The organism is Streptomyces sp. ALI-76-A (assembly GCF_030287445.1).
In the GTDB taxonomy this organism is placed as follows: Bacteria; Actinomycetota; Actinomycetes; order Streptomycetales; family Streptomycetaceae; genus Streptomyces.
The window spans coordinates 3,739,494-3,761,336 of the sequence record NZ_JASVWB010000002.1 but is presented as its reverse complement, the minus strand read 5'-3'; the positions used below and the strand labels follow the sequence as shown (position 1 = coordinate 3,761,336).

Genomic DNA, 21,843 nt, shown 5'->3' with positions numbered 1-21,843 from the left:
AGTGTCCGGCGGACGCTCCCGTGCCGCCGCTGCTCCGGCGTGATGCGCGTCGCGCTTAGGGCCGCGCCGTCGGCGGCGGTCGCGGTTCTCCTGGTGTTCCTGCTCCTGGTGATCGCGCGCCTGCCGTGGGCCGGCGACCTCGGGATGCACGCGGCCACGATCGAACGGCTGCGGCACGACCTGCTCCGCCCCGGGAACCCGCTCGTCGACGCGGACACGCCGAGCCCGTACTACTCGCCCTGGATGGTGGTCCTCGGGTGCCTCGCCCGGGTGACGGGAGCCTCGGTCTTCGTCGTGCTGCGGATCGCGGCGGTGGCCGGGCTGGGGCTGCTCGTGACGGGCGTGTGGCGGTACGTCCGGACGCTGAGCCCGCATCGGGCTGCGCCGGCGCTCGCGCTGGTGTGCCTGCTGTTCCTGTGGGGGCCTCAGCTGTTCGCGTGGAGCGGGTTCCTGGGGCTGAACTCGCTCGCGCTGACGGTGTCGTATCCGAGTGTGTTCGCGTTGGGGCTGGCGTTCCACCTCTGGGCGTGGCTGGCGCGGGCGGTGGGACGGACGAACCGGGGGTGGGGGGTGTGGGCCGGGCTCGGGGTGCTGTGGGCGGCGATCCTGCTGTGCCACCAGTTCTCGGGGGTCGTGGCCTCGCTGGGCGCGCTGGCGGTGGTGGCCGCCGCGCGCCCGCCGGGGGTGGTGTGGCGGCGGCTCGGGGCGGGGCTGCTGGTCGGGATGGTGGTGCTGTGGGTGTGGCCGTACTACGACTTCTTCGCGCTGTTCGGGGCGGGGGGTGAGCTGGAGTCGGTGCACCGGGGGCTGTACCGGGACCTGGCCGGGCGGTTCGGGCTGGTGCTGGTCGGGGTGGTGGCGCTGGGGCTGCGGTGGTGGCGGGACCGGTGGGATCCGCTGGTGCTGTTCTTCGTGTCGGCGGTGGCCGTGTTCGTGGCGGGTGGGGTGACCGGGCACTGGTCGTGGGGGCGGGTGCTGCCGGGGGTGGTGATTCCGGCGCAGGTGGCTGCGGCGGTGGAGGCGGTCGGGGCGGTCGGGGCGGTGGGCGCGGTGGGCGCGGTGGGCGTCGTGGGCGTGGGGAGGACGACGGAGGTGCGGGCGCGGGGGGTGCGCCGGGAGCGGTGGTGGCGGGTGGGGTGGGGGTGTGTGCTCGCGGGGGCGTTGGGCGTGGGGGCCTGGGCGCAGGTGGGGACGGTGGGGTATGTCGTCGGGCGGGGGGCGCTGCCGGGGGTGGTCGAGGCCAGGTACCGGGAGCCGTGGGTCGGGTACCACTGGATCACTCCGTGGGTGAGGTACGGGGATGTGGTGATGGCCCGGACGGGGGCGGCCCGGCAGATTCCGGCGTACGGGGCGTACACGGTGGCGCCGGGGTATCCCGACTTCTTCCTGCCGGACGAGGGGCGGCGGGAAGTGGCTGTGCGGAGGTACTTCGACGTGGGGACGTCGGTGGGGGAGCGGCGGGAGATCGTGCGGGGGTATGGAGTGCGGTGGGTGGTGGACCGGGGGGTGGGGGCGGGGGCGGGCGTGTGGAGGGGCGCGGGGTTGCGGGTGGTGGCTCGGGGGCCGGGTGGGCAGGTGCTGTACGCGGTGGTGCCGTAGGGGGTTTTCTCGCCCCCGCCGCCCCTACCCGTCCCGTCCCCAGGGGCTCCGCCCCTTCGGCCCCGGCGGGGGGCTGCCGCCCCCGGGCCCCCGCTTCGGCCTGGACGGCCTCGTCCTCAAGCGCCGGACGGGCTGGAAGTTCCGGTGATCGGCGTCGTGAGGCCAAGCGTCTGGCGGGCTGGGGGTGCCGGGACCGGCGCTGTGAGGTCAAGCGCCGGGCGGGCTGGGGGTGCCGGGACCGGCGTCGTGAGGTCAAGCGTCGGGCGGGCTGGGGGTGTCGGGGACCGGCGCTGTGAGGTCAAGCGTCGGGCGGGCTGGGGGTGTCGGGGTGGCGCTGTGGAGTGCGGTTACCTCCACACGCTCCTCAGGAACCGCACCGCCCGCCGTACCCGTGGGCGGGCGAGTTTTCGGGCTGTGGGGTGGAGGAGTTTCGCTGTGGGGCCTGTGGGGTGCCAGTGGAGTTGGAGGCGGCCCGGGGTGCGGCCCTCCGGTTCGAGGGTGAGGCGGTGGTGGGGGACCTGGGCGGTGCACGACGGGAAGGACAGGGGGGCCAGGAGAACGGCCGTGTTGGTCTGGGAGCGGTGGTGGAGGCGGACCACGGGGTGGCGGGTGCCCTCGAAGCCGTGACGGGGGAGGGGGGCCGCCGCCAGGTCCAGGTGGACATGGGCCTCGTAGACGCCGGGGCGGACCGGGGTGAGGCGGAAGGGGACCGTCAGACGGCGGCGGCCGGGAGACAGGAGGAGGTCGGCGTGGTGGGGGCCGACGGGGAGGCGCAGGCCGGGGTCGTAGGTGCGGACGACCAGGTCGACCGAGGCGCCCGGGCCCTGCGTGAGGTTCGTGATCTCGTGGCGGAACAGGGCGCTGGGAAAGGGGCGCGTGTCCAGGTCCAGGTCGGTGACGTCGAGTTCGCGGCGGGCGGGGGAGGACGTGGGGACGCGGTCGCCCCAGTACGCGCGGCCCTGCTCGTCCGTGGTGACCTGTCTCGGGGCGACCGCGTGGCCCAGGCCCCGGGCGGCCAGCTGGGCCTCGGCGAAGCGGCGGTCGCGGACCAGCTGGAGGACCACGCGTTCGGTGCGCGGGAGGCGGGTGTACGCGCTCGGTGCGAGCGTCTCCAGGTACGGGTTCATCAGGTCCGCGAAGGAGGCCAGCCACGTCTCGTCCCGGTACGGCAGGTCGCCGGCGTGGATGCGGAAGTCGTGCTTGAGGAACTTGTAGTCCTTGTCCTCGCGCAGCGACTCGTGGCCGGCGGCGGCCAGGAAGTCGTCGATCAGGCGCTGGACGTGGACCCGGTCGCGGACGTTGCTGAGTTTGTGGCGCTGGTTGGATATCGACGCCGAGGCCGGGTCCGTCCGCGGGGCCACGTGCCAGAGGTAGACCGGGTCCGGGATGATCGTGAACGACTTCGCCAGGCAGTAGGCCTGGGCCGTGAACAGCTGGTCCTCGTAGTGGATGCCCTCGGGGAAGCGCAGGGTGTGGCGGTCCAGGAAGGCGCGGGCGTACATCTTGCTCGTCGCCAGGTGTTCGAAGAGAAGGCGGGGGTCGGCCTCGATGCCGTCGAGGGTGCGGCGCTCGGACACCAGGTGCGGCATCCAGGTGGAGCGGCGGCCGGTGTCCTCGCGGATCCGCCGCACGGCCCCCATGGCGAAGTCGATCTCGCGTTCGCGGTGCGCGGCCAGCAGCGACTCGACCGCGTTGTCCGGGAGTTCGTCGTCGCTGTCCAGGAACATCAGGTACGGCGCCCGGGAGATCTCCAGGGCGCGGTTGCGCGGGGCGCTGCACCCACCGCTGTTCTCCGGCAGGCGCAGCAGGCGGATGCGGGGGTCCTGGGCCGCCAGCGCCCTCGCCACGGCCGGGGTGGCGTCCGTGGAGTGGTCGTCGCTGATGACGATCTCGATGCCGGGGTGGGTCTGGCGGCGGACGGAGGCCACCGCGCGGGGCAGGCGTTCGGCGTCGTTGTGGACGATCACCGTGACCGTCACGTCGGGGGTGCTCATGCGCGGGCCTCCTCGGGGCTCGGCGCCGGCGTCCGGTCCTCGACCGGGATCACCGGCGGCAGCCGCTCCTCGGGCTCGCCGAGGAAGACCCGGCGGACGACCCGTTCGGCGGCGCGGCCGTCGTCGTACTCGCAGAAGCGGCGCCGGAACGCGGACCGGGCCTTGGCCGCGCCCGCGTCGCGCCAGGCGCCCGTGGTGAGGATCTCCGTCAGGTCCTCCTGGGTGCGGGAGACCTGGCCCGGAGGCTCGGCCAGCAGGTCGAAGTAGACGCCCCTGGTCTCCCGGTAGATCTCCCAGTCGTCGGCGTGGACGACGATCGGGCGGTCCAGGTTGGCGTAGTCGAACATGATCGACGAGTAGTCGGTGACCAGCGCGTCGGCGGCCAGGCAGAGCTCCTCGACCGGGTCGTACGACGACACGTCGATGACTCTGCCGGTGCGGCGCAGGCCCGCCAGGGGGGACGCCGAGGCGCCGTAGTAGTAATGGGCGCGGACCAGCAGGACCGTGTTCTCGCCGAGGCGGTCGGCGAGGGCGGCGAGGTCGAGACGGGGGGTCCAGCCGGCCTCGTAGTCGCGGTGCGTGGGGGCGTAGAGGATCGCCCGGTGGCCCGGGGGGATGCCGAGGCGGGCGCGGACCGTGCGGATGTCCTCGGCCCCGGCCCGGTAGTAGACGTCGTTGCGCGGATAGCCGTGGTCGAGCGAGACGAAGCGGGACGGGTACGCCCGCTCCCACATGCGCGTGGTGTGGCGGTTCGCCGAGACGCTGTAGTCCCACTTGTCGACGCGGGCCAGCAGGGCGGCGAAGTCGAGGCCCCGCGCGGCGGTCGGGAAGCTCATCTGGTCCAGGCCCATGCGCTTGAGCGGGGTGCCGTGGTGGGTCTGGAGGTGGATCGCGTCCGGGCGTTTGACCACGGCGTCGGGGAAGTTGACGTTGTTGACGAGGTACTTCGCGCTCGCCAGCACCTCCCGGTAGCGCCGGGTGCCGGGCACGACGTGGTCCGTGCCGGGCGGCAGGAGGGGCGCGTTGCCCGCCGACACCACCCAGACCGGGTGGATCCGCGGGGCGAGTTCGCCGAGCTTCGCCGCGATCGCCGCCGGGTTGCAGGCGACCCCGCGGTTCCAGTAGGCCGCGAAGACGGCCAGGTCGGGGTCGACCGGGCGGTTCAGGGCCGAGCGGTACCGATGGTCGCCCAGGCCGGCGGCGATCCGGCGGGCGCCGGCCCTGAGCGTCGACCGCGTCGCGCGGCGCGCCCGGTTGGCGGTCTGGAAGGCGCGGTACCGGGAGTACGCGCCTTCTTCGAGGAGCGCGCGGCGGATGCCCTCGGGACCGTCGGGACGCCGGTAACGCACGGGGCGGTGGCGTACGGCCGCCTGCGAGGCCCGGCGGAAGAACTCCCGGGCCACCGGGTCCGGCAGCGCGGACCGGGCGAAGGTGCGCAGACAGTCGCGGACCATCACGTCGTAGAGGACGGCGTGGACGGCGGGGCGGTCCCCGGCCCCGGTCAGGAGCCTCTCGTAGCGGTCGACGAGGGCGTAGCGCTGCTGCGGGGTGAGCGGCGGGAGGCTCTCGGGGCGCGGTCGGCGTTCCTCGTAGGCGACCTGGTTCAGGCAGGCGATCCGGTCCGCGAGCAGGAGGGCGGCGTGGGCGGCGAACGGCTCGTCGTCCGTGGTGAGGTGCGGCTCGTGGGCGTGCCAGAAGGCGGTGCGTATCGCCCGGTTGCCGAGCAGCGGGGTGAGGCGCAGGAGTCGCGGGGCCTCGTCGAGGGGCAGGTCGGTGCGGCCCGCGCGGGCGAGGAGGCGGCCGTCCGGGCCGGGGACGGCCACCCTGTCCCAGGTGGTGCGGACGTGGTCGAGGAGCAGGACGTCCACCGCGTCCGGCAGGTCCGCGACGCGTTCGGCCACCGTGCGCGCGGCGCCCGCGGGCAGGCCGTCCCTGGCGTGCACGAAGTGCAGCCAGCGGCCACCGGCCCGTGCGGCCCCCGCCGCCCGCGCCTCCGCGTCGCCCGTCCCGTCCGGCAGGGTCAGCACCACCGTCCCGGGTGCCGCGTGCGCCTCGGCCGTCTCCCGGGCCCAGTCGCCGACCGCGGCCACGACCACCTCGACCCCCGGCGGCGGTACGGCCGCCAGGGAGTCGAGGAGCCCGGCCAGGTGTCCCCGCGTGTCGGGTCCGTGGACGATGACGCTCAGCTCGGGCATCGCGGGGACTCCTTCACCTACGGCGGCTGCACTGCGGGCACACCCTGTTCGGTCATAGTGGCACCAATGCGACGAACAGGGCGGCCGGAGCTGCGCCTCACGAGGGAAGCGGCACCTGGGTCCCGTCGGGTGAGACCGGCGCCTGCTGGACGGGCTTGGAGGCTGCGGGCCTCGGGGCTGCGGACTTCGGCGCTGCGGCCTTCGGCTGGGGCTTCGGCCTGGCCTTCGCCTTGTCCGGGCCGCCGGTGAACGCCTCGTACGCCTCCAGCACCTCTTCCGTCGGCCCGTCCATGCGCAGCTCGCCGCGCTCCAGCCACAGCACGCGGTCGCAGGTGTCGCGGATCGACTTGTTGCTGTGGCTGACCAGGAACACCGTGCCCGCGTGCTTGCGCAGCTCGCGGATCCGGGCCTCGGAGCGCTTCTGGAAGGAACGGTCGCCGGTCGCCAGCGCCTCGTCGATGAGCAGGACGTCGTGGTCCTTGGCGGCGGCGATGGAGAAGCGCAGCCGGGCGGCCATGCCGGAGGAGTAGGTCCGCATCGGCAGGGTGATGAAGTCGCCCTTCTCGTTGATGCCGGAGAAGTCGACGATCTCCTGGTAGCGCTCCCTGACCTGCTCGCGGGACATGCCCATGGCGAGGCCGCCGAGGTGCACGTTGCGCTCGCCGGTCAGGTCGTTCATCAGGGCCGCGTTCACGCCGAGCAGGGAGGGCTGGCCGTCGGTGTAGATGTGGCCCCGCTCCACCGGGAGCAGGCCCGCGACCGCCTTGAGCAGCGTGGACTTGCCGGAGCCATTGGTGCCGATCAGCCCGATCGCCTCGCCCCGGTACGCGACGAAGGACACGTTCCGCACGGCGTGCACCGTGCGCACGCCCGCCGCCTTCTCGGTCTGCCTGCGGCGCAGCATGCGGTTGAGGGCGGCGGTCGCGGAGCCGCGGCCCGCGCCGGTGCCGTTGACCCGGTAGACGATGTCGACGCCGTCGACGACGACGGTGGGGACCTGCTCGGGTGTGCCCTGCGTGTTGTCAGCCACGGCCGTACGTCTCCTCAGCCTTCCAGAAGTAGATGAACCCGCCGACCCCGGCGAGCAGGGCCCAGCCCGTCGCCAGCAGCCACACGTGCTGCGGCAGCCGGCCGGCCTTGAAGCTGTCGATCAGCGCGAACCGCATCAGGTCGATGTAGACGGCCGCCGGGTTGGCCTGGAGCACGGGCGCCACCCAGGACGGCAGGTCGCCGTGCTTGCTGAGCAGGTGGTCGATGCTCCACATCACCCCGGACACGTACATCCAGGTGCGCAGCACGAACGGCATCAGCTGGGCGATGTCGGGGGTCTTCGCGCCCAGCCGGGCCAGGATCATGGAGACGCCCGCGTTGAAGGTGAACTGGAGCACCAGCGCCGGGATCGCCAGCAGCCAGGAGGCGGCGACCGGGACACCGAAGCAGAGCAGGATGACCACCAGCGCGGACATCGAGAACATCAGCTGCTGGAGCTGCTGGAGGCAGAAGGAGATCGGCAGCGCGGCCCGCGGGAAGTGCAGGGCGCGCACGAGGCCGAGGTTGCCGGAGATCGCGCGGGTGCCCGCCATGATTGAGCTCTGCGTGAACGTCCAGATGAACACGCCTGTGACCAGGAACGGGATGTAGTCGGGCACGCCCTTCTTGGTGCCGAGCAGCACCCCGAAGATGAAGAAGTAGACCGCCGCGTTCAGCAACGGCGTCATCACCTGCCACACCTGTCCCAGCTTGGCCTGGCTGTACTGGGAGGTGAGCTTGGCGGTCGAGAAGGCGGTGATGAAGTGGCGTCGCGCCCACAGCTCGCGGACGTACTCCGGCAGGGAGGGGCGGGCGCCGCTGACGGAGAGGCCGTGGCGGGCGGCGAGCGCCGCGAGGTCGTCGGCGGGCGGTGCCGTCGCGGGTGCCGTCGTCGGGGGCGGTGTGTGGAGGACCTGGCTCACATCCGCTGCTTTCGTTCGGGGGGTGGTGTGGTGCGTGGGGTGGTGTGGTGCGTGGGGCCTGGTGGTGCGATGCGTGCGGCCGGCGGGTCCGTCGCCCGGCGTCTCCCCACGCTTCTCCGCACGTTCTCTCACGTCGGGACGGGACCGTATCGTCGCAACGTGAGAGTAGGACGACTCGACGTCGGAACGCAACCGTTTCGTCGTGACGTCCACTCGTCGGGACGGACCCGTTCCGTTGTGACGTCCGGCCTCGGAAGGCCTCACTCCGCATGACGTCCGGCCGCGGGACGGTCCGCTTCGCAGCGTCGTCCAGCGTCGGGACGGTCCCGTTTCGTCGTTACGCCCTATGCTGGTTCGTATGACCAGCAACGCCGACGAGCCGCAGCAGCGTCCGCGCCGCCGGGCCCCCGCCGGGGCGGCCGTGCTCCGGGAGGACGTGACCGAGGCCATCCGGGCGGCCGTGTTCGAGGAGCTCGCGGCCGTCGGCTACGCGCGGATGTCCATCGAGGGGATCGCGCGCCGCGCGGGCGTCGGCAAGACCGCCGTGTACCGCCGCTGGCGCTCCAAGCTGCACCTCGTCCTCGATCTGGTCTCGGCGATCGCCGTACAGGGCCTGCCCGTGCCGGACACCGGCACCCTGGAGGGCGACCTGCGACTGCTGTACGAGGTGACCTCCCGGGCCCTGCGTCACCCCGTGGCCTCGCAGGTCATCCCCGACCTCCAGGCCGAGGCGGCCCGCAACCCCGAGATCGCCGAGGCCCTCCAGAAGGCCCTGCGGGAAGGGCAGGAGGGCGTCGCCAGCAAGATCGTCGCGGCGGCGGAGCAGCGCGGCGAGATCCGCCGGGGCGTCGACCAGGACCTCGCCCTGGACCTGGTCTCGGGTCCGCTGTACTGGCGCGCGGTGGTCATCCGCAGCCCGAAGCTCCCGAAGGGCTATCTGGGGTCCCTGGCGCGGGCCACGGCGGCGGCGGTCAAGGCGCTGTGACGTCCTGGCCGACCGCGCCCGTACCCGCCTGAGGGTCCCGTAGGACCATGGGGCCCATGAGAGTGGTGATCGCCGAGGACAACGCCCTGCTGCGCGAGGGGCTGGTCCTGCTGCTGACCTCGGCCGGACACGAGGTGGTGGCCGTGGTCGGTACCGGCCCCGAGGTCCTGCCCGCGTTGCTGGTCCACCGGCCCGACGTCGCCGTCCTGGACGTCCGTATGCCGCCCGACTTCCGCGACGAGGGCCTGCGGGCCGCCCTCGCCGCGCGCCGGGAGCTTCCCGGGCTGCCGGTGCTGGTGCTGTCGCAGTACGTCGAGGAGTCGTACGCCGCCGAACTGCTGGGCGGGGGCGCGGCCGGCCTCGGCTATCTGCTCAAGGACCGGGTGGGGCGGGTCGACGAGTTCCTGGACGCGCTGGCGCGGGTCGCGGCCGGGGGCACGGCCCTGGACCCCGAGGTGGTGACCGAGCTGCTGACCCGGCGCCGGGACACGCCGCTCGACTCGCTGACCCCACGGGAGCGGGAGGTGCTGAGGCTGATGGCAGAGGGACTCGACAACGCGACCATCGCCAGGACGCTGGTCGTCACCGAGCGGTCGGTCCACAAGCACATCGGCAACGTGTTCCTGAAGCTGGGGCTGGAGCAGAGCGACAGCGGGCACCGGCGGGTGCTGGCGGTGCTGACCTACCTGAACAACGCGTAGGCCGTCCGGGTGCGGAGGGCCGCGGGGAACATCGGCACCCTGATCTCCGCGTCCGGGTTCCTCGTGAGCGCGGGACTTCCGCTGCTCGTGGTGCGGGACCACCGGGCCGGGGCGTCGGCGCGGTGGACCGGGACCGGAGCCGTGGTCTTCCTGAGCGCCGGCTGGGCGCTCGCGCAGGAGGTGCGGCGCTCCCGCCGCGGACGTGCCGGGCGTCCCGGGCTGACGGGGCCCCGGTACCGGCCTCGAAACCCGGCCGCCGCGCTCTCCCGCCCGCCGTGCTCTCCCCGCTCCGGGCTCCCACCGGGCGGGTCAGCCGCGGGCGGCTTCCGGATGCAGGCGTACCCAGCCCGCCCAGGCCGACGTGATCATGTCCTGGATGTCGTGCTTGGCCTTCCACCCCAGTTCGGCGGCGGCGCGGTCGGCGGAGGCGACCACGCGGGCCGGGTCGCCGGGGCGGCGCGGGCCGACGGCCGGGGGACGGTCGTGTCCCGTGAGGGCGTTGATGCGGTCGATCATCTCGCGCACCGACACGCCCTCGCCCCGGCCGATGTTGAGGGTGAGATCGCGGCCGGGGGACGCCTGGAGGGCGTGGGCCGCGGCGACATGGGCCTCGGCCAGGTCGGCCACGTGGATGTAGTCACGGACGCAGGTCCCGTCCGGGGTGGCGTAGTCGTCGCCGAACACCCGCGGGGGCGCGTCCTCGGTCAGCTTCTCGAAGACCATGGGGACGAGGTTGAAGACGCCGGTGTCCGCGAGGACGGGGCTCGCCGCCCCGGCCACGTTGAAGTAGCGCAGCGACGCCGTGGACAGGCCCGTCGCCCGGCCGGTGGCCCGGACCAGCCACTCCCCGGCCAGCTTGGTCTCGCCGTACGGCGAGACGGGCACGCAGGGGGTCTCCTCGGTCACCAGCTCCACGTCCGGCATGCCGTACACCGCCGCGGAGGAGGAGAACACGAACGACCGCACGCCCGCCGCGGTCACCGCCTCCAGGAGGACGCGCAGACCCTCGACGTTCTCCCGGTAGTAGTGCAGCGGGCGCTCCACCGACTCGCCCACCTGCTTCTTCGCGGCCAGATGGACGACACCGGTGACCGCGTGGCCGGCCAGGGTGCGCGCCAGGAGCTCACCGTCCAGGGTGGAGCCGGTCACCAGCGGTACGTCCGCGGGGACCCGGTCGGCGATGCCGGTGGACAGGTCGTCGTACACGACGGTCCGTTCGCCCGCGTCGGTCATCGCGCGCACGACGTGCGCCCCGATGTAGCCGGCGCCGCCGGTGATCAGCCAGGTCATGGGAGGCCGTCCCCTCGTCCGTTGGTCGTCCGCCGGCCTGTGGTGACGCCGGTGGACTCCGATGCCCGTACTCAGTCAAACAGGCGGCGCGGCCCGCGGCGGCGGGCGCGCGGGCCGGCGCGTCGGGTGTGCCGGAGGCGTACCCCGCACGGGCGTGTACGCGGGTCTCCTCGCCGGCCGTGCCGGTGCCGGGGTTCACCGGCGCTCCGGCGCCTCTCCCACCGCCGTGGAGCTCACCGGCACTCCGGCGGCTCGCCCAGCGCCGCCGCGTCCAGCGTCGAGGTGAGCCGGTCGAGGCGTGCACGCAGCTCGCGGATCTCGTCGAGGTCGAACCCGGTCGCGGCGGCGATCCGGTGCGGTACCCGCACGGCGCGCTCGCGCAGCGCCACGCCCTGCTCGGTCAGCCGCACCTCCACCGAGCGTTCGTCCCGGACGCTGCGCTCCCGCCGGACGAGGCCGGCCGACTCCAGCCGCTTGAGCAGCGGCGACAGCGTGCCGGAGTCCAGGCGCAGGTGCTCACCGAGCTTCTTGACCGGCATGTCGCCCTGTTCCCACAGCACCAGCATCACCAGGTACTGCGGGTAGGTGAGCCCGAGGTCCTTGAGGATCACCCGGTACACGCCGTTGAAGGCGCGGGAGGCCGCGTGCAGGGAGAAGCAGATCTGGGAGTCCAGGCGCAGCCAGTTCTCGGTGGTGGCGGGGGTCGGCGTCGGGGTCATGCCTCCAGGATAGCTCGTGTGAGCCATTTAGTTGTGCACAATTGAATTGTGTGCTCTACTCGTGGTCGTGAGGCGGCCGGTACGGGCCGCCGCTCCGTGACTCGAGAGGGATGGATCTTCCATGGACGCGCTCTACACCGCTGTCGCCACCGCCACCCACGGCCGGGACGGCCGTGCCGTCTCCTCCGACGGCACCCTGGACCTCGCACTCGGCATCCCGGTGGAGATGGGCGGCAACGGTCAGGGCACCAACCCGGAGCAGCTGTTCGCCGCCGGCTACGCCGCGTGCTTCGGCAGCGCCCTCGGCCTCGTCGGCCGCCAGGCCAAGGTCGACGTCAGCGACGCCGCCGTGACCGCCGAGGTCGGCATAGGCAAGCAGGGCGAGGGCTTCGGCCTCAAGGTCGCCCTGCGCGTCGAGCTGCCCGACACCGTGGACGAGGCGACCGGCCGCAAGCTGGTCGAGCAGGCCCACCAGGTCTGCCCCTACTCCAACGCCACCCGCGGCAACATCGAGGTCGACCTCGTCATCGAGTAGCCCCCGCCCGGCGCACCGGCCCCGGACCCCCTCACCCGACCCGCGCCAGCACCTCCCCCGTCCGCGCGTTCCACGCCACCACCACCGCCTCCCCGGGCACGGTGCGCCAGCGCGTCAGCAGCAGCCACCGCACGTGATAGCGGCGGGCGACGGCGGTGCGCACGGCGCGGGTCGAGGTCGGGGCGAGGTAGGCGCGGACGTCGGCGAGCCGCCGCAGCCGCTCCCGTTCGTCCAGCGCCGGGTCCGGCCAGGCGGGCGCGGCGAGGTTCGGGCCGTGACCCGCGATCGCGTGGACGGCGTAGTAGCCGTCGGTGATCACCACCTCCCCGGGCCCGATGTGCCGCGCGGCCCACTCGTACGTGGGCCAGCGCGGCGGCTGCGCGAAGCCGACCGGGTCCAGGGTTCGCGGGACGACGGCTCCGGCCTGCACGGTGAGAAAGCCCACGCACGCCCCGGCCGCCGCGGCCCCGCCCAGTACCCGGCGCCAGACCCGCCACGGCCGCGGTGCCGCCAGCTCCACCGCCAGCGCGAACTGCAGCGGCACCAGCGTCAGCCCGAGGATCCGGCCGTACGTGTAGTGCCCGCTCACCCAGCCGTACGCCACGACCAGGCAGTCGAGGGCGAACATCAGCACCAGCGGATCGCGCCGGGAACCCCGCCGCGCCCGCAGCCACAGCGCCGGCAGCCCCAGCAGCGCCAGCCAGAAGTGCCCGCCGAGGTCCCGGTACAGCCGCCGGTGCATGGCGTCCACGCTGCCGTTCCCGGCCAGCGCGAACACGTCGAAGTACGGCCAGCAGACGGCCACCAGCAGGGCCGTCCCGCCGGTCAGCGCCCAGCGCCCGGCCAGGGCCCGGGACCAGCCCCGCTGCCACCCCGCCACGAACGCGACCGCCCCCAGTACCGCCGCCACCGCAGTGATCGGGTGGATCAGCAGGATCAGCCCGTACAGCGCGCCCAACCCGGCGTACCCGGACACACCCGCCGGCCCGCGCGGCCCCGCACGACGCACCCCGCGCACCGTGCCCCGGGCCCGCGCCCCCGTCCATCCCCACGCCCAGAACGCCAGCCCGATCGCGAACGTCGACGGGTATCCCAGGTTCCCCGTCATCGACATCAGCCCGAGGTACCCGCTCCACCAGGCCCGCTCGGTGCCCCACAGCAGTGTCATCGCGGCCGGCGCCAGCACCGCCGCCCACGGTCTCGGCGTCAGCACGCGCACGAACCGGCCGATGCCGGTCAGCAGGACCAGCAGGTTCAGCGGTCCGGCGAGCTTCACCACCTCCCAGCCGCCCAGCCCCGTCAGCCGGGCGAACGCGCCCTGCGCGACCGCGTACGGCGAGTAGTACGGGCTGCCCGCGCCCGGCAGGTCGGCCATCGGGTGGCGCGGCCGGAGCAGATGGGCCTTGAGGCGTTCGACGACCGCGGCGTGCTGGCCGGCGTCGCAGCACAGCGGCACCCGCCAGTAGGCCAGCGACACCAGCAGCCAGAACAGGAACCCGAAGACCTGGTACGGGGTGGGCCGCCAGGCGCGACCGCCGCGCAGCGCCGTCGCGCCGCTCGTGGCCCGCCGGACCAGAACGCCGGCGCTCATCGGACGGGGGGAACACGGAGGGGGTGAGGCATTGGCCGTATGTTCCCGCCGGCGTCGGCGGCTTAGCCGGGCCTCACCCCGTCGAGCGGCCCGTCACCTCATCGAGTGAGCCCGATCGGCGTGCCCCTGCGCCGGAACCGGAACCGTCCCCCGGCCGAGCCGCTCCAGCAGCAACGGCACCCCCACCACCGGCAGCAGCCACGCCAGCACGATCAGCCGGCCGCCCCAGATGGTGATGTCGGGATGCCCGGCCTGCGTGAGGATCCCGGTGAACGCGGCCGCCAGCAGGAACCCGCCGAACACCCGCCGCCCCCGCAGCGCGCCCCACGCCCCGGTGGCCAGCGCCACCAGGAACAGCGGCTCCCACAGCTGCCGGCGCAGCCACTCCACCCAGAAGTTGACCTGGAGGTGCAGGAACTCCGGCCACGGCCGGACCCGGTCGGGCCGGGCGAAGTGCCCGGTGAGCAGGTCCTGGAGGCTCTCCGACCCGGACGGGTAGTGCAGCACCCGGGCCAGCAGCAGCGTCCCGGCCAGCCCGCAGCAGCCCACCACCCCGAGCGCGACCACCCCGCGCCCCGGCGCCCGTCCCCGCCGCCACGCCCGGACGGCGATCACCGCGCCCGCCGCCGCCAGGCAGAGCCCGAGGAACAGTGCCTGGGAGTGCTTCACGGTGAACAGGGCCAGCAGCGAGCCGCCCACCAGCCACAGACCGGCCCGCTCCCGCCGCCCGTGCAGCACCAGAGCGCACCCCCACACCGCCGCCAGCGTCAGCGCCAGCAGCAGGCCCTCCGTCATGGGCCGCATCGCGGTCGTCCCGCACGGCAGGACGTAGAACAGCGCCTGCCCGGTCAGCGCGAGCGGCAGTGGCACGGACAGCGTCCGCAGGATCAGGAAGGCCAGCACACCGCCCGCCACCGCCACGACGACGCCCGCCGCCCACAGGCCCCACTTCACGCCCAGCAGGGTGAGGAACGGCACCAGGAACACCGGGTAGCCGGGCCGCGCCTCGAAGATCCGCATGAACCGCTCGGGCATGAACGGCACGGTGTGCCCGCCCGTCTGCCCCGCCCGCAGCCGCGCGTCCACGCCCCGCCACTCCGCCGCCCGGCACGTCTCCTGCACCCGCCGGGTGGGGCTCGGCGCGTGGAAGCGGACCACGTCGACCTTCTGGGCGCGCAGCGCGATCGACGCCTTGCCCGCGCAGGCGTAGGCGATGGTCGCGGCCGCCGCCTCCCGCTTGCTGTCACCGCGCAGACTCAGCGCGTACGACAGGTAGTTCTTGCTGTCGGGGGTGTCCCGGCCGGAGACGTTCGCGAGCTGGAGCACGGCGAACACCGCGGCCAGGACCAGCACCCAGGTCCGCGGCCTCACGAGGAGGTCAGCAGGTCACGGCCGGCGGCCGGCGCCGGCAGCGGCCCGGCGGCCGCCGGCGGCCCCGGCACCCACCCGTCCTCGCCGAGCAGCAGCGTCCGTACGACCCGCTCCGAGGCGTGTCCGTCGTCGAACGTGCCGAACCGCTCCCGGAAGACGGACCGCAGGCGGGCCGACTCCTCGTCCCGCCAGGTCCCGGAGGCGAACAGCCACGCCAGCTCCCGGTAGGAGCGCGAGACGTGGCCCGGTGGCTCGGCGGTGATGTCGAAGTAGGTGCCCCGGCCGGCCGTGTAGGCGCCCCAGTCGTCGGCGTGGACGACGATCGGCCGGTCCAGCAGGGCGTAGTCGAACATCAGGGCCGAGTAGTCGGTGACCAGGACGTCGGCGGCGAGCAGGACGTCCTCGGCGTGCGGTTCGTCGGTCGCGTCGACCAGGACACCGCGCCGGTGCAGCTCGGCGAGGCCCAGACCGCGCGCCGGGCCGGCGGCGAGCGAGGGGTGCAGGCGCACCACGAGGGTGTGGCCGGGCCCCAGGTCCTCCGCGAACCGCGCCAGGTCGATCCGGTCGACGTGGCCGCCGCGCCGGTAGTCGCGGCGGGTCGGCGCGTACAGCACGACCCGGTGGCCGGCCGGGATCCCCAGCCGGGCGCGGACGGCCGCGCCGTCGTCCGGCCGGGCGCGGACCAGGACGTCGTTGCGCGGGCTGCCGGTCCGCGCCGAGCGGAAGTGGCACGGGTACGCCCGCTCCCACACCAGCTCGGAGTGCGGGTTGGCGACCAGGCTGTAGTCCCAGCGGTCGGCGCGGCGCAGCATCTGCGGCACGTCCAGACCGTAGCGGGCACCCGGCTTGTCCAGCAGGTCGGCGCCCATGTACTTGAGCGGGGTGCCCTGGTGGGTGTGGATGTGGACGCTGCCGGGGCGCTTGGGCAGCGGGCCGGGCCAGTTGACGTTGTTGACGAAGTAGGTGGCCCGCGCGGCCACCCGGCGGTAGCGCGGGGAGTCGAGGAGGACGTGTTCGACGTCCGGTGGCAGCAGGGCCGCCGCCTCCTCGTCCCGCACCACCCACACCCCGCGCAGATGCGGAGCGATCACCCGCGCCGCGCGGTAGACCGCGGCCGGGTCACCGAGCACGCCCCGGTGCGAGAAGGCCGAGTAGAGGACGAGGTCCGGGTCCAGCGCGCGGCGTGCGCTCAGCGTGGGGCGGCGTGCCGCCACCCGGGTGCCCGCCGCCCGACGCGCCGCCTGCGCGCGCCGCCCGAGTTCCCGCCCGGCCCGGCCCGCCTGCCGCCAGGCCACGTACAGCGGGTAACTGCCCTCCAGTACCCGCAGTTCGGGCGGCACGGACAGGCCGGGCGGCTTGTGCCTGCGGAACATCTCGGCCGTACGGCGGAAGAACTCGGCCTTGGCGGACGGCGGCAGCCGGTCCGGCTTGGCGAGGATGTCCAGGCAGTGCTCGCCCATCTTGGTGTGCAGGTAGGGCCGCCAACTCGCCAGCTGCGGGCGGGAGTCGACGAACGCGAAGACCCGCTCGTACTGGTCGTGGATGTCGAAGTGCTTGCGGCTGGTGGTGGACAGGATGTTGCCCTGGCGGCGCTGCCGGTAGTTCAGGCAGATCCGGTCGAGGGTGGCGATCCGCGAGGCGCTCAGCAGGACCGGGAACGTCCAGGGCGTGTCCTCGTAGTAGCCGGGCGGGAAGGTGAAGCCCTCGCGCGCGACGAAGTCACGGCGGTAGACCTTGTTCCACACGACCATCAGCAGGTCGAGGATCTCCGGCCGGTCGGCGACCGTGAAGGTGCCCTCGGACGCCTCGGCGAGCACGTGCGCGAGGACGTTGCGCCGGGTGCCGCCCCACCAGTAGGTGCGCGCGTAGTCGAAGACCAGCACATCCGGGTCGGACGTCTCAGTCAGCCGGTCGGCCAGCGCGCGCAGCGCGCCCGGCGTGAGGGTGTCGTCGCTGTCCAGGAAGAGGAGGAAGTCGCCGGTGGCGTGCGGCAGTCCGGCGTTGCGGGCGCGGCCGAGGCCGACGTTCTCGGGCAGGTGCAGCACCCGGACGCGGGCGTCCCGGGCCGCGTACTCGTCGAGGATCGCGCCGCAGCCGTCCGGCGAGCAGTCGTCCACGGCGATGACCTCGATGTCCCGGTAGGACTGCTCCAGGACCGAGTCGAGGCACTCGCGCAGAAAGCCCTGCACCTTGAAGACGGGCACGATGACGCTGAAGCGGGGCACTGCTTACGTCAGCTCCTTACGAGGGTGGCGGCGGCGGGGGCCGGGACGCGCTCCGCGAGCGGGAGCACGGGCGGGAGCGCCTCCGGCGGCTCGCCGAGGAACACCCGGCGGACGACGCGCTCGGCGGCGCGTCCGTCGTCGAACTCGCAGAAACGCTCACGGAAGCGGCCCCGCAGCGCGGCCGACTCCGCTCCCGCGTACGAGCCGTCGCGGAACACCCGTGCCAGCTCCTGGGGCGTGCGGGTCACCGGACCGGGCGGGGCGGCCATGAGGTCGAAGTAGACGCCTCGGGTCTCCCGGTAGACCTCCCAGTCGTCGGCGTACACGACGACCGGGCGGTCCAGGTTGGCGTAGTCGAACATGATCGACGAGTAGTCGGTGACCAGCGCGTCGGCGGCCAGGCAGACGTCCTCGGAGGAGCGGTGCGCGGTCACGTCGATGACCCGGCCGGTGCTCCTCCGCGCGCCCCGGTCGTAGAAGTAGTGGGCGCGCAGCAGCACCACCACGTCCTCGCCGGCCTGTTCGCAGAACGCCTCCAGGTCCAGGCCCGGCGCGAAACCGGTCCGGTGGTCACGGTGGGTGGGCGCGTACAGGACGGCCGTCGCGCCCTCCGGGACGCCCAGTTCCCCGCGGATCCGGGCCACGTCGTCCGCGGTCGCCGTGTAGTACACGTCGTTGCGCGGATAGCCGTACTCCAGGTGCTCGTAGGCGCCCGGGAAGGCCCGCTCCCAGGTCTGGGTGGAGTGACGGTTGGCGGAGAGGTTGTAGTCCCAGCGGTCCACCCGTCCCAGCAGCCTGGTGAAGCTGCCGGTCGCGGCGGCCACCACCGGGTACGTCGACTGGTCGACGCCCATCCGCTTCAGCGGGGTGCCGTGCTGCGTCTGTAGGTGCACGCTGCCGGGCCGCTTGACCACGCCCTCCGCGAAGTTGGCGTTGTTGACCAGGTAGGTGGCGCGCGCCAGGACCTCCCAGTACCGGTGGCTGCCGATGACGGCGTACTCGATCCCCTCCGGCAGGGTGTGCGCCTGGTCCGGCTCGACCAGGAACACCGCGCGGATGTGCGGGGCCAGTTGGCGGGCCTTGGCGTGGATCGCGGCCGGGTTGCAGGCGTAACCGCGGCCCCAGTAGGCGCAGTACACCGCGAGCCGCGGGTCGAGGGGGCGGCGCAGATGGTGCTGGTACAGCAGGCGGGTGCGCAGCATGCGCGGACGCGGGAGGGCCTCGACCGCTCTGGTCGCCCCCCGGTTGGCGTCGCGCAGGGCCCGGAAGGCGGCGTACGACCCGGTCGCCAGCAGCCGGTGCTGCACGCCCGGACTGCCGCCCGGCGCCCGGAACCCGGCGGGGCGGTGGCGCCGGTACAGCCCGCTCGCCCGGCGGAAGTAGGCGCGGCGCCGGGCGGGCAGGCGGCGCGGCCGGGCGGCCGTCTTCAGCACGGCGGCGAAGAGCTGCTCGAACAGCTGGTGCAGCCGCTCCCCGGCCAGGCCCCGCTCGGACGCCCGGACGAGCACCAGCTCGGCCTGGTCCAGCAGGTCGAAGTGGTGCTCGCCGGGCAGCGTGAGGCGGCTGCCCTGCCGGCGCACCAGATGCCGGACGACGACCGAGCGCAGCACCGCGACCCGCTCGGCGGCCAGGATGCTCAGGGCGCCGAACCCGACGTCGGTGAAGTGGCCGTCGGGGAAGGCGAGCCGGTGCTCGGCGACGAAGGCGCGACGGTGGGCGGCGCTCCACGCCGGGAGCTGGACGCCGGTCAGCCGGGGGGCCTCGTCGGGGGAGAAGGCCGCCCGAGGGGTCCCCGCCAGGACCGGAGCGGCCGGGTTGGCCGGCTCGCCCTCCCACCACGGCACCCGCTCGTGCTCGAAGTACAGCACGTCCACGTCACCGGTCTCATCGAGCCGTGCGGCCAGCGCCGCCAGCGCGCCCGGCACGAGGACGTCGTCCCCGTCGAGGAACAGCAGATACGCGCCGGTCGCCGCCCGTGTCCCGGTGTTGCGGGCCCCCGCGAGGCCCGCCGACGGCGGGGAGTGCACCGGGGTCACCCGGGAGTCCCGGCGGGCGTACCCGGCCACGACGTCCGACGCGGGGGAGTCGGGCGCGTCGCAGACCGGGATCAGCTCGAAGTCGCCGAAGGACTGGGCGAGGACCGAGTCCAGCGCCTGGGACAGGCGGCCCACGACCCCGTGGGACGGGACGATGATGCTGAAGCGGGGCATTCTGCTCTTTCTGTCGAGGTTCCCGGAGTGGTCATGGTTCGCTCCCGGCGCGCGGGGGAGCCGGGCGGCTCACCCGCCGCGGCGGCCCGGCCGGCCCGTCGGACGCCAGGTGTTCGGCCGGGTCGGAGTGGGCCGCGAGGGACTGGAGGGCATACGGACTCCCCGGAGGTGGGAACGGCGTTCAGGCGCGGTCGGTGAGGGCCGGGGAACCGGCCGGATGCGGCACGGTGGCGAGCGGGGAGCGCGTGCTGGCCGCGGCCGCCGACGGCACGGGCCGGCGCTCGGCGAGCGGGACGACCGGCGGCAGGTCCGTCTCGCCCAGCACCACCTGCCTGACGACCCGCTCGGCGGCGCGTCCGTCGTCGTACGGGCAGAAGCGCTCGCGGAACGCCGCGCGCAGCTGGGCGGAGCGTGAGCCGCGCCAGTGGCCGGTGGCGAAGATGTCGATCAGCTCGTCCTCGCTGCGCGCGACCGCGCCCGGCGGGAAGGACCGCAGGTCGAAGTAGGTGCCCCGGGCCGCCTCGTACGCCTCCCGGTCGTCGGCGAGGATCACGATCGGCCGGTCCAGGTTGGCGTAGTCGAACATGATCGACGAGTAGTCGGTGACCAGGACGTCCGAGGCGAGGCACAGGTGCTCGACGCTCGGATGGCCGGTGACGTCGACGACCCGGGCCGACTCCCCGGCCTGCCCGGTCAGGGGACCGCCGTGGACCGGGTGGGAGCGGGCCAGGACGGTGAAGCGGGGGCCGAGGCTGCGCACGAGACGGTCCAGGTCCAGGGACGGGCACTGGGCGCGGCGGTAGTCCCGGTGGGTGGGCGCGTACAGGACCGCGACCGTGCCCTCGGGGATGCCGAGGCACCCGCGCAGCCGGGCCACGTCCGCCGTGGTCGCCTGCTGGAAGACGTCGTTGCGCGGCTGGCCGTGGGCGAGCGTGGTGTAGCCGCCGGGCAGGACGCGCTCCCAGGTGAGGGTGGAGTGGCGGTTGGCGGACAGTACGTAGTCCCACTGGTCGACGCCCCGCAGCAGCGCGGCGAAGTCCGTGTCCCGCGCGGCCGCCGGGCGCTCCTGGAGGTCGAGCCCCATGTGCTTGAGCGGGGTGCCCCGCTGGGTCTGGACCAGGACCTGGCCGGACCGCTTGACCAGGCGGCGGTCGAAGTCGGCGTTGCTCACCAGGTACTTGGAGCGGGCGAGCGCCGTCCAGTAGGCGGCCGAGCCGGGCGTGACCCGGCGGGTGACGGTCGGGACGGTGTGGTGGTGCTCGGGGCGGGCGACCCACGCCGTGCGGATGTGCGGGGCGTGCGTGCGGAACGCGGTCTCCAGCGCGCCCGGGTTGCAGCCGTGGCCGCGGTCCCCGTCCGCGGTGAAGACGGCACGGTCGGCGCGCAGGGGAAGGAGCAACTGCACGCGGTAGTGCAGCCGCAGCGCCGCGGACCGGCCCGCCCCGAGCACGCGGACGAGGGCCCTGACGCACCGGCGTCGCCCGGCCGCGGTCAGCCGCAGCGCGCGGTACGTGCGGTGCAGGCCCAGCCGGACGAGGGCGTGCCGGAGACGGGCGCGCACGGGGACGGGATGGCCGGGGGCGCGGTACCGGCGGCAGTGCGCGCGGGCGGTGCGCAGGAACTCGGCCCGGCACTCGCGCGGCAGTCGCTCCCGGCGGGCGAACACCGTCAGCAGGTGGTCGACCATCCGGCGGAACAGCACCGGCCGCCAGCGCGCCAGTTCGGGGCGGCGCTCGATGTACGCGAACACCCGGTCGTACTGCGCGAAGACGTCGAAGTGGCGGCGGCTGGTGGTGCCGAGGATGCTGCCCCGCCGGCGCTGCCGGTAGTGCACGCACACCCGGTCGAGGGTCGCGATGGACTCCGCCGTCATCAGGACCGGGTAGGTCCACGGGGTGTCCTCGTAGTAGCCGGGCGGGAAGGCGAAGCCCGCCCGCTCGACGAACTCCCGCCGGTACGCCTTGTTCCAGGCCACCATCAGCACGTGCAGCAGCCCCGGCCGGTCCTCCAGCCGGAACGGGGCCGGGCCGCGCTCGGTGAGCCGGACGGCCGCCTGGTTGCGGACGGTGCGGCCGGACCAGTAGGTGCGCGCGTAGTCGTAGACCAGGACGTCCGGCTCGTCCGTCTCCTTCAGCCGGTCGGCGATCGCGCGCAGCGCGTCGGGGGTGAGGGTGTCGTCACCGTCCAGGAAGACCAGGTAGTCGCCGCTCGCCTCGCGCATGCCCGCGTTGCGGGCACCGCCCAGGCCCTGGTTCTCCGGCAGGTGCACCGGGCGGACGCGCGGATCGCGGGCGGCGAACTCGTCGATGATCGCGCCGCAGGCGTCCGGCGAGCGGTCGTCGACCGCGATCAGCTCCAGATCCGGATACGACTGGGACAGCACCGATTCCAGGCACTCGTGCAGATACGCCTGGACCTGGTACGCGGGGACGATGACACTGAACCGGGGCACGGGACATCCATGGGTCGGCGCGGG

At 73.9% G+C, this 21,843-nt stretch carries 15 protein-coding genes; 4 read left to right on the top strand and 11 right to left on the bottom strand.

The window, feature by feature from the left end:
- The first annotated feature begins 42 nt into the window (after positions 1-42).
- Positions 43-1,599, top strand: a complete 1,557-nt coding sequence (locus QQS16_RS17700; RefSeq protein WP_286062766.1) for a putative glycosyltransferase family protein — start codon at positions 43-45, stop codon at positions 1,597-1,599.
- A 347-nt stretch (positions 1,600-1,946) separates the two neighbouring features.
- Here the strand turns inward: QQS16_RS17700 and QQS16_RS17695 are convergent, their stop codons facing one another.
- The 4 genes from QQS16_RS17695 to QQS16_RS17680 form a co-directional block, all read right to left on the bottom strand.
- Complete coding sequence (locus tag QQS16_RS17695; protein ID WP_286062765.1) at positions 1,947-3,593, bottom strand: glycosyltransferase family 2 protein; 1,647 nt, start codon at positions 3,591-3,593, stop codon at positions 1,947-1,949.
- A complete protein-coding gene (locus QQS16_RS17690; RefSeq protein ID WP_286062764.1) occupies positions 3,590-5,788 on the bottom strand; it encodes a CDP-glycerol glycerophosphotransferase family protein in 2,199 nt (732 codons plus the stop codon). The genes QQS16_RS17695 and QQS16_RS17690 overlap by 4 nt, the downstream gene beginning before the upstream one ends.
- 97 nt (positions 5,789-5,885) lie before the next feature.
- On the bottom strand, positions 5,886-6,818 hold the full coding sequence (locus QQS16_RS17685; RefSeq protein WP_286062763.1) for an ABC transporter ATP-binding protein: 933 nt from the start codon (positions 6,816-6,818) through the stop codon (positions 5,886-5,888).
- Positions 6,811-7,740 (bottom strand): ABC transporter permease, encoded by a 930-nt coding sequence (locus QQS16_RS17680; RefSeq protein ID WP_286062762.1) that lies wholly within the window; start codon positions 7,738-7,740, stop codon positions 6,811-6,813. The genes QQS16_RS17685 and QQS16_RS17680 overlap by 8 nt, the downstream gene beginning before the upstream one ends.
- A gap of 358 nt (positions 7,741-8,098) precedes the next feature.
- Between QQS16_RS17680 and QQS16_RS17675 the strand changes: the two genes are divergently transcribed.
- Complete coding sequence (locus QQS16_RS17675; RefSeq protein WP_286062760.1) at positions 8,099-8,725, top strand: TetR/AcrR family transcriptional regulator; 627 nt, start codon at positions 8,099-8,101, stop codon at positions 8,723-8,725.
- Positions 8,726-8,781: 56 nt separating this feature from the next.
- Entirely contained in the window at positions 8,782-9,426 is a 645-nt protein-coding gene (locus tag QQS16_RS17670; RefSeq protein ID WP_286062759.1) for a response regulator transcription factor, read from the top strand.
- 309 nt (positions 9,427-9,735) lie between these two features.
- Here the strand turns inward: QQS16_RS17670 and galE are convergent, their stop codons facing one another.
- Together galE and QQS16_RS17660 are read right to left on the bottom strand one after the other, a co-directional pair.
- On the bottom strand, positions 9,736-10,716 hold the full coding sequence (galE, locus tag QQS16_RS17665) for a UDP-glucose 4-epimerase GalE (protein ID WP_286062757.1): 981 nt from the start codon (positions 10,714-10,716) through the stop codon (positions 9,736-9,738).
- 233 nt (positions 10,717-10,949) lie between these two features.
- Positions 10,950-11,435 (bottom strand): MarR family winged helix-turn-helix transcriptional regulator, encoded by a 486-nt coding sequence (locus QQS16_RS17660; RefSeq protein ID WP_286062756.1) that lies wholly within the window; start codon positions 11,433-11,435, stop codon positions 10,950-10,952.
- A 121-nt stretch (positions 11,436-11,556) separates the two neighbouring features.
- Here QQS16_RS17660 and QQS16_RS17655 point away from each other — a divergent pair, with 121 nt between their 5' ends.
- Positions 11,557-11,970, top strand: coding sequence for an organic hydroperoxide resistance protein (locus QQS16_RS17655; protein WP_286062754.1), 414 nt, complete (start codon positions 11,557-11,559; stop codon positions 11,968-11,970).
- A gap of 31 nt (positions 11,971-12,001) precedes the next feature.
- Here the strand turns inward: QQS16_RS17655 and QQS16_RS17650 are convergent, their stop codons facing one another.
- From QQS16_RS17650 to QQS16_RS17630, 5 genes are all read right to left on the bottom strand, one after another.
- Positions 12,002-13,561 carry a hypothetical protein gene (locus QQS16_RS17650; RefSeq protein ID WP_286062753.1) on the bottom strand — a complete coding sequence of 520 codons (1,560 nt, stop codon included), beginning with the start codon at positions 13,559-13,561 and terminating at the stop codon, positions 12,002-12,004.
- Between the two features lie 93 nt (positions 13,562-13,654).
- Positions 13,655-14,932, bottom strand: coding sequence for a hypothetical protein (locus tag QQS16_RS17645; protein WP_286062751.1), 1,278 nt, complete (start codon positions 14,930-14,932; stop codon positions 13,655-13,657).
- Positions 14,929-17,157 (bottom strand): bifunctional glycosyltransferase/CDP-glycerol:glycerophosphate glycerophosphotransferase, encoded by a 2,229-nt coding sequence (locus QQS16_RS17640; RefSeq protein WP_286062750.1) that lies wholly within the window; start codon positions 17,155-17,157, stop codon positions 14,929-14,931. Before QQS16_RS17640 ends, QQS16_RS17645 begins: the two co-directional genes overlap by 4 nt.
- Positions 17,158-17,165: 8 nt before the next feature.
- On the bottom strand, positions 17,166-19,367 hold the full coding sequence (locus QQS16_RS17635; RefSeq protein WP_286062748.1) for a bifunctional glycosyltransferase family 2 protein/CDP-glycerol:glycerophosphate glycerophosphotransferase: 2,202 nt from the start codon (positions 19,365-19,367) through the stop codon (positions 17,166-17,168).
- Positions 19,368-19,548: 181 nt separating this feature from the next.
- Positions 19,549-21,819 (bottom strand): bifunctional glycosyltransferase/CDP-glycerol:glycerophosphate glycerophosphotransferase, encoded by a 2,271-nt coding sequence (locus QQS16_RS17630; RefSeq protein WP_286062746.1) that lies wholly within the window; start codon positions 21,817-21,819, stop codon positions 19,549-19,551.
- Between the last annotated feature and the right edge of the window lie 24 nt (positions 21,820-21,843).

What these genes read in the sequence shown, in the direction of transcription:
- QQS16_RS17700 (WP_286062766.1), top strand. Translation starts at nt 43, where the DNA reads ATGCGCGTCGCGCTTAGGGCCGCGCCGTCGGCGGCGGTCGCGGTTCTC.
- QQS16_RS17695 (WP_286062765.1), bottom strand. Translation starts at nt 3,593, where the DNA reads ATGAGCACCCCCGACGTGACGGTCACGGTGATCGTCCACAACGACGCC.
- QQS16_RS17690 (WP_286062764.1), bottom strand. Translation starts at nt 5,788, where the DNA reads ATGCCCGAGCTGAGCGTCATCGTCCACGGACCCGACACGCGGGGACAC.
- QQS16_RS17675 (WP_286062760.1), top strand. Translation starts at nt 8,099, where the DNA reads ATGACCAGCAACGCCGACGAGCCGCAGCAGCGTCCGCGCCGCCGGGCC.
- QQS16_RS17670 (WP_286062759.1), top strand. Translation starts at nt 8,782, where the DNA reads ATGAGAGTGGTGATCGCCGAGGACAACGCCCTGCTGCGCGAGGGGCTG.
- galE (WP_286062757.1), bottom strand. Translation starts at nt 10,716, where the DNA reads ATGACCTGGCTGATCACCGGCGGCGCCGGCTACATCGGGGCGCACGTC.
- QQS16_RS17660 (WP_286062756.1), bottom strand. Translation starts at nt 11,435, where the DNA reads ATGACCCCGACGCCGACCCCCGCCACCACCGAGAACTGGCTGCGCCTG.
- QQS16_RS17655 (WP_286062754.1), top strand. Translation starts at nt 11,557, where the DNA reads ATGGACGCGCTCTACACCGCTGTCGCCACCGCCACCCACGGCCGGGAC.
- QQS16_RS17650 (WP_286062753.1), bottom strand. Translation starts at nt 13,561, where the DNA reads ATGAGCGCCGGCGTTCTGGTCCGGCGGGCCACGAGCGGCGCGACGGCG.
- QQS16_RS17635 (WP_286062748.1), bottom strand. Translation starts at nt 19,367, where the DNA reads ATGCCCCGCTTCAGCATCATCGTCCCGTCCCACGGGGTCGTGGGCCGC.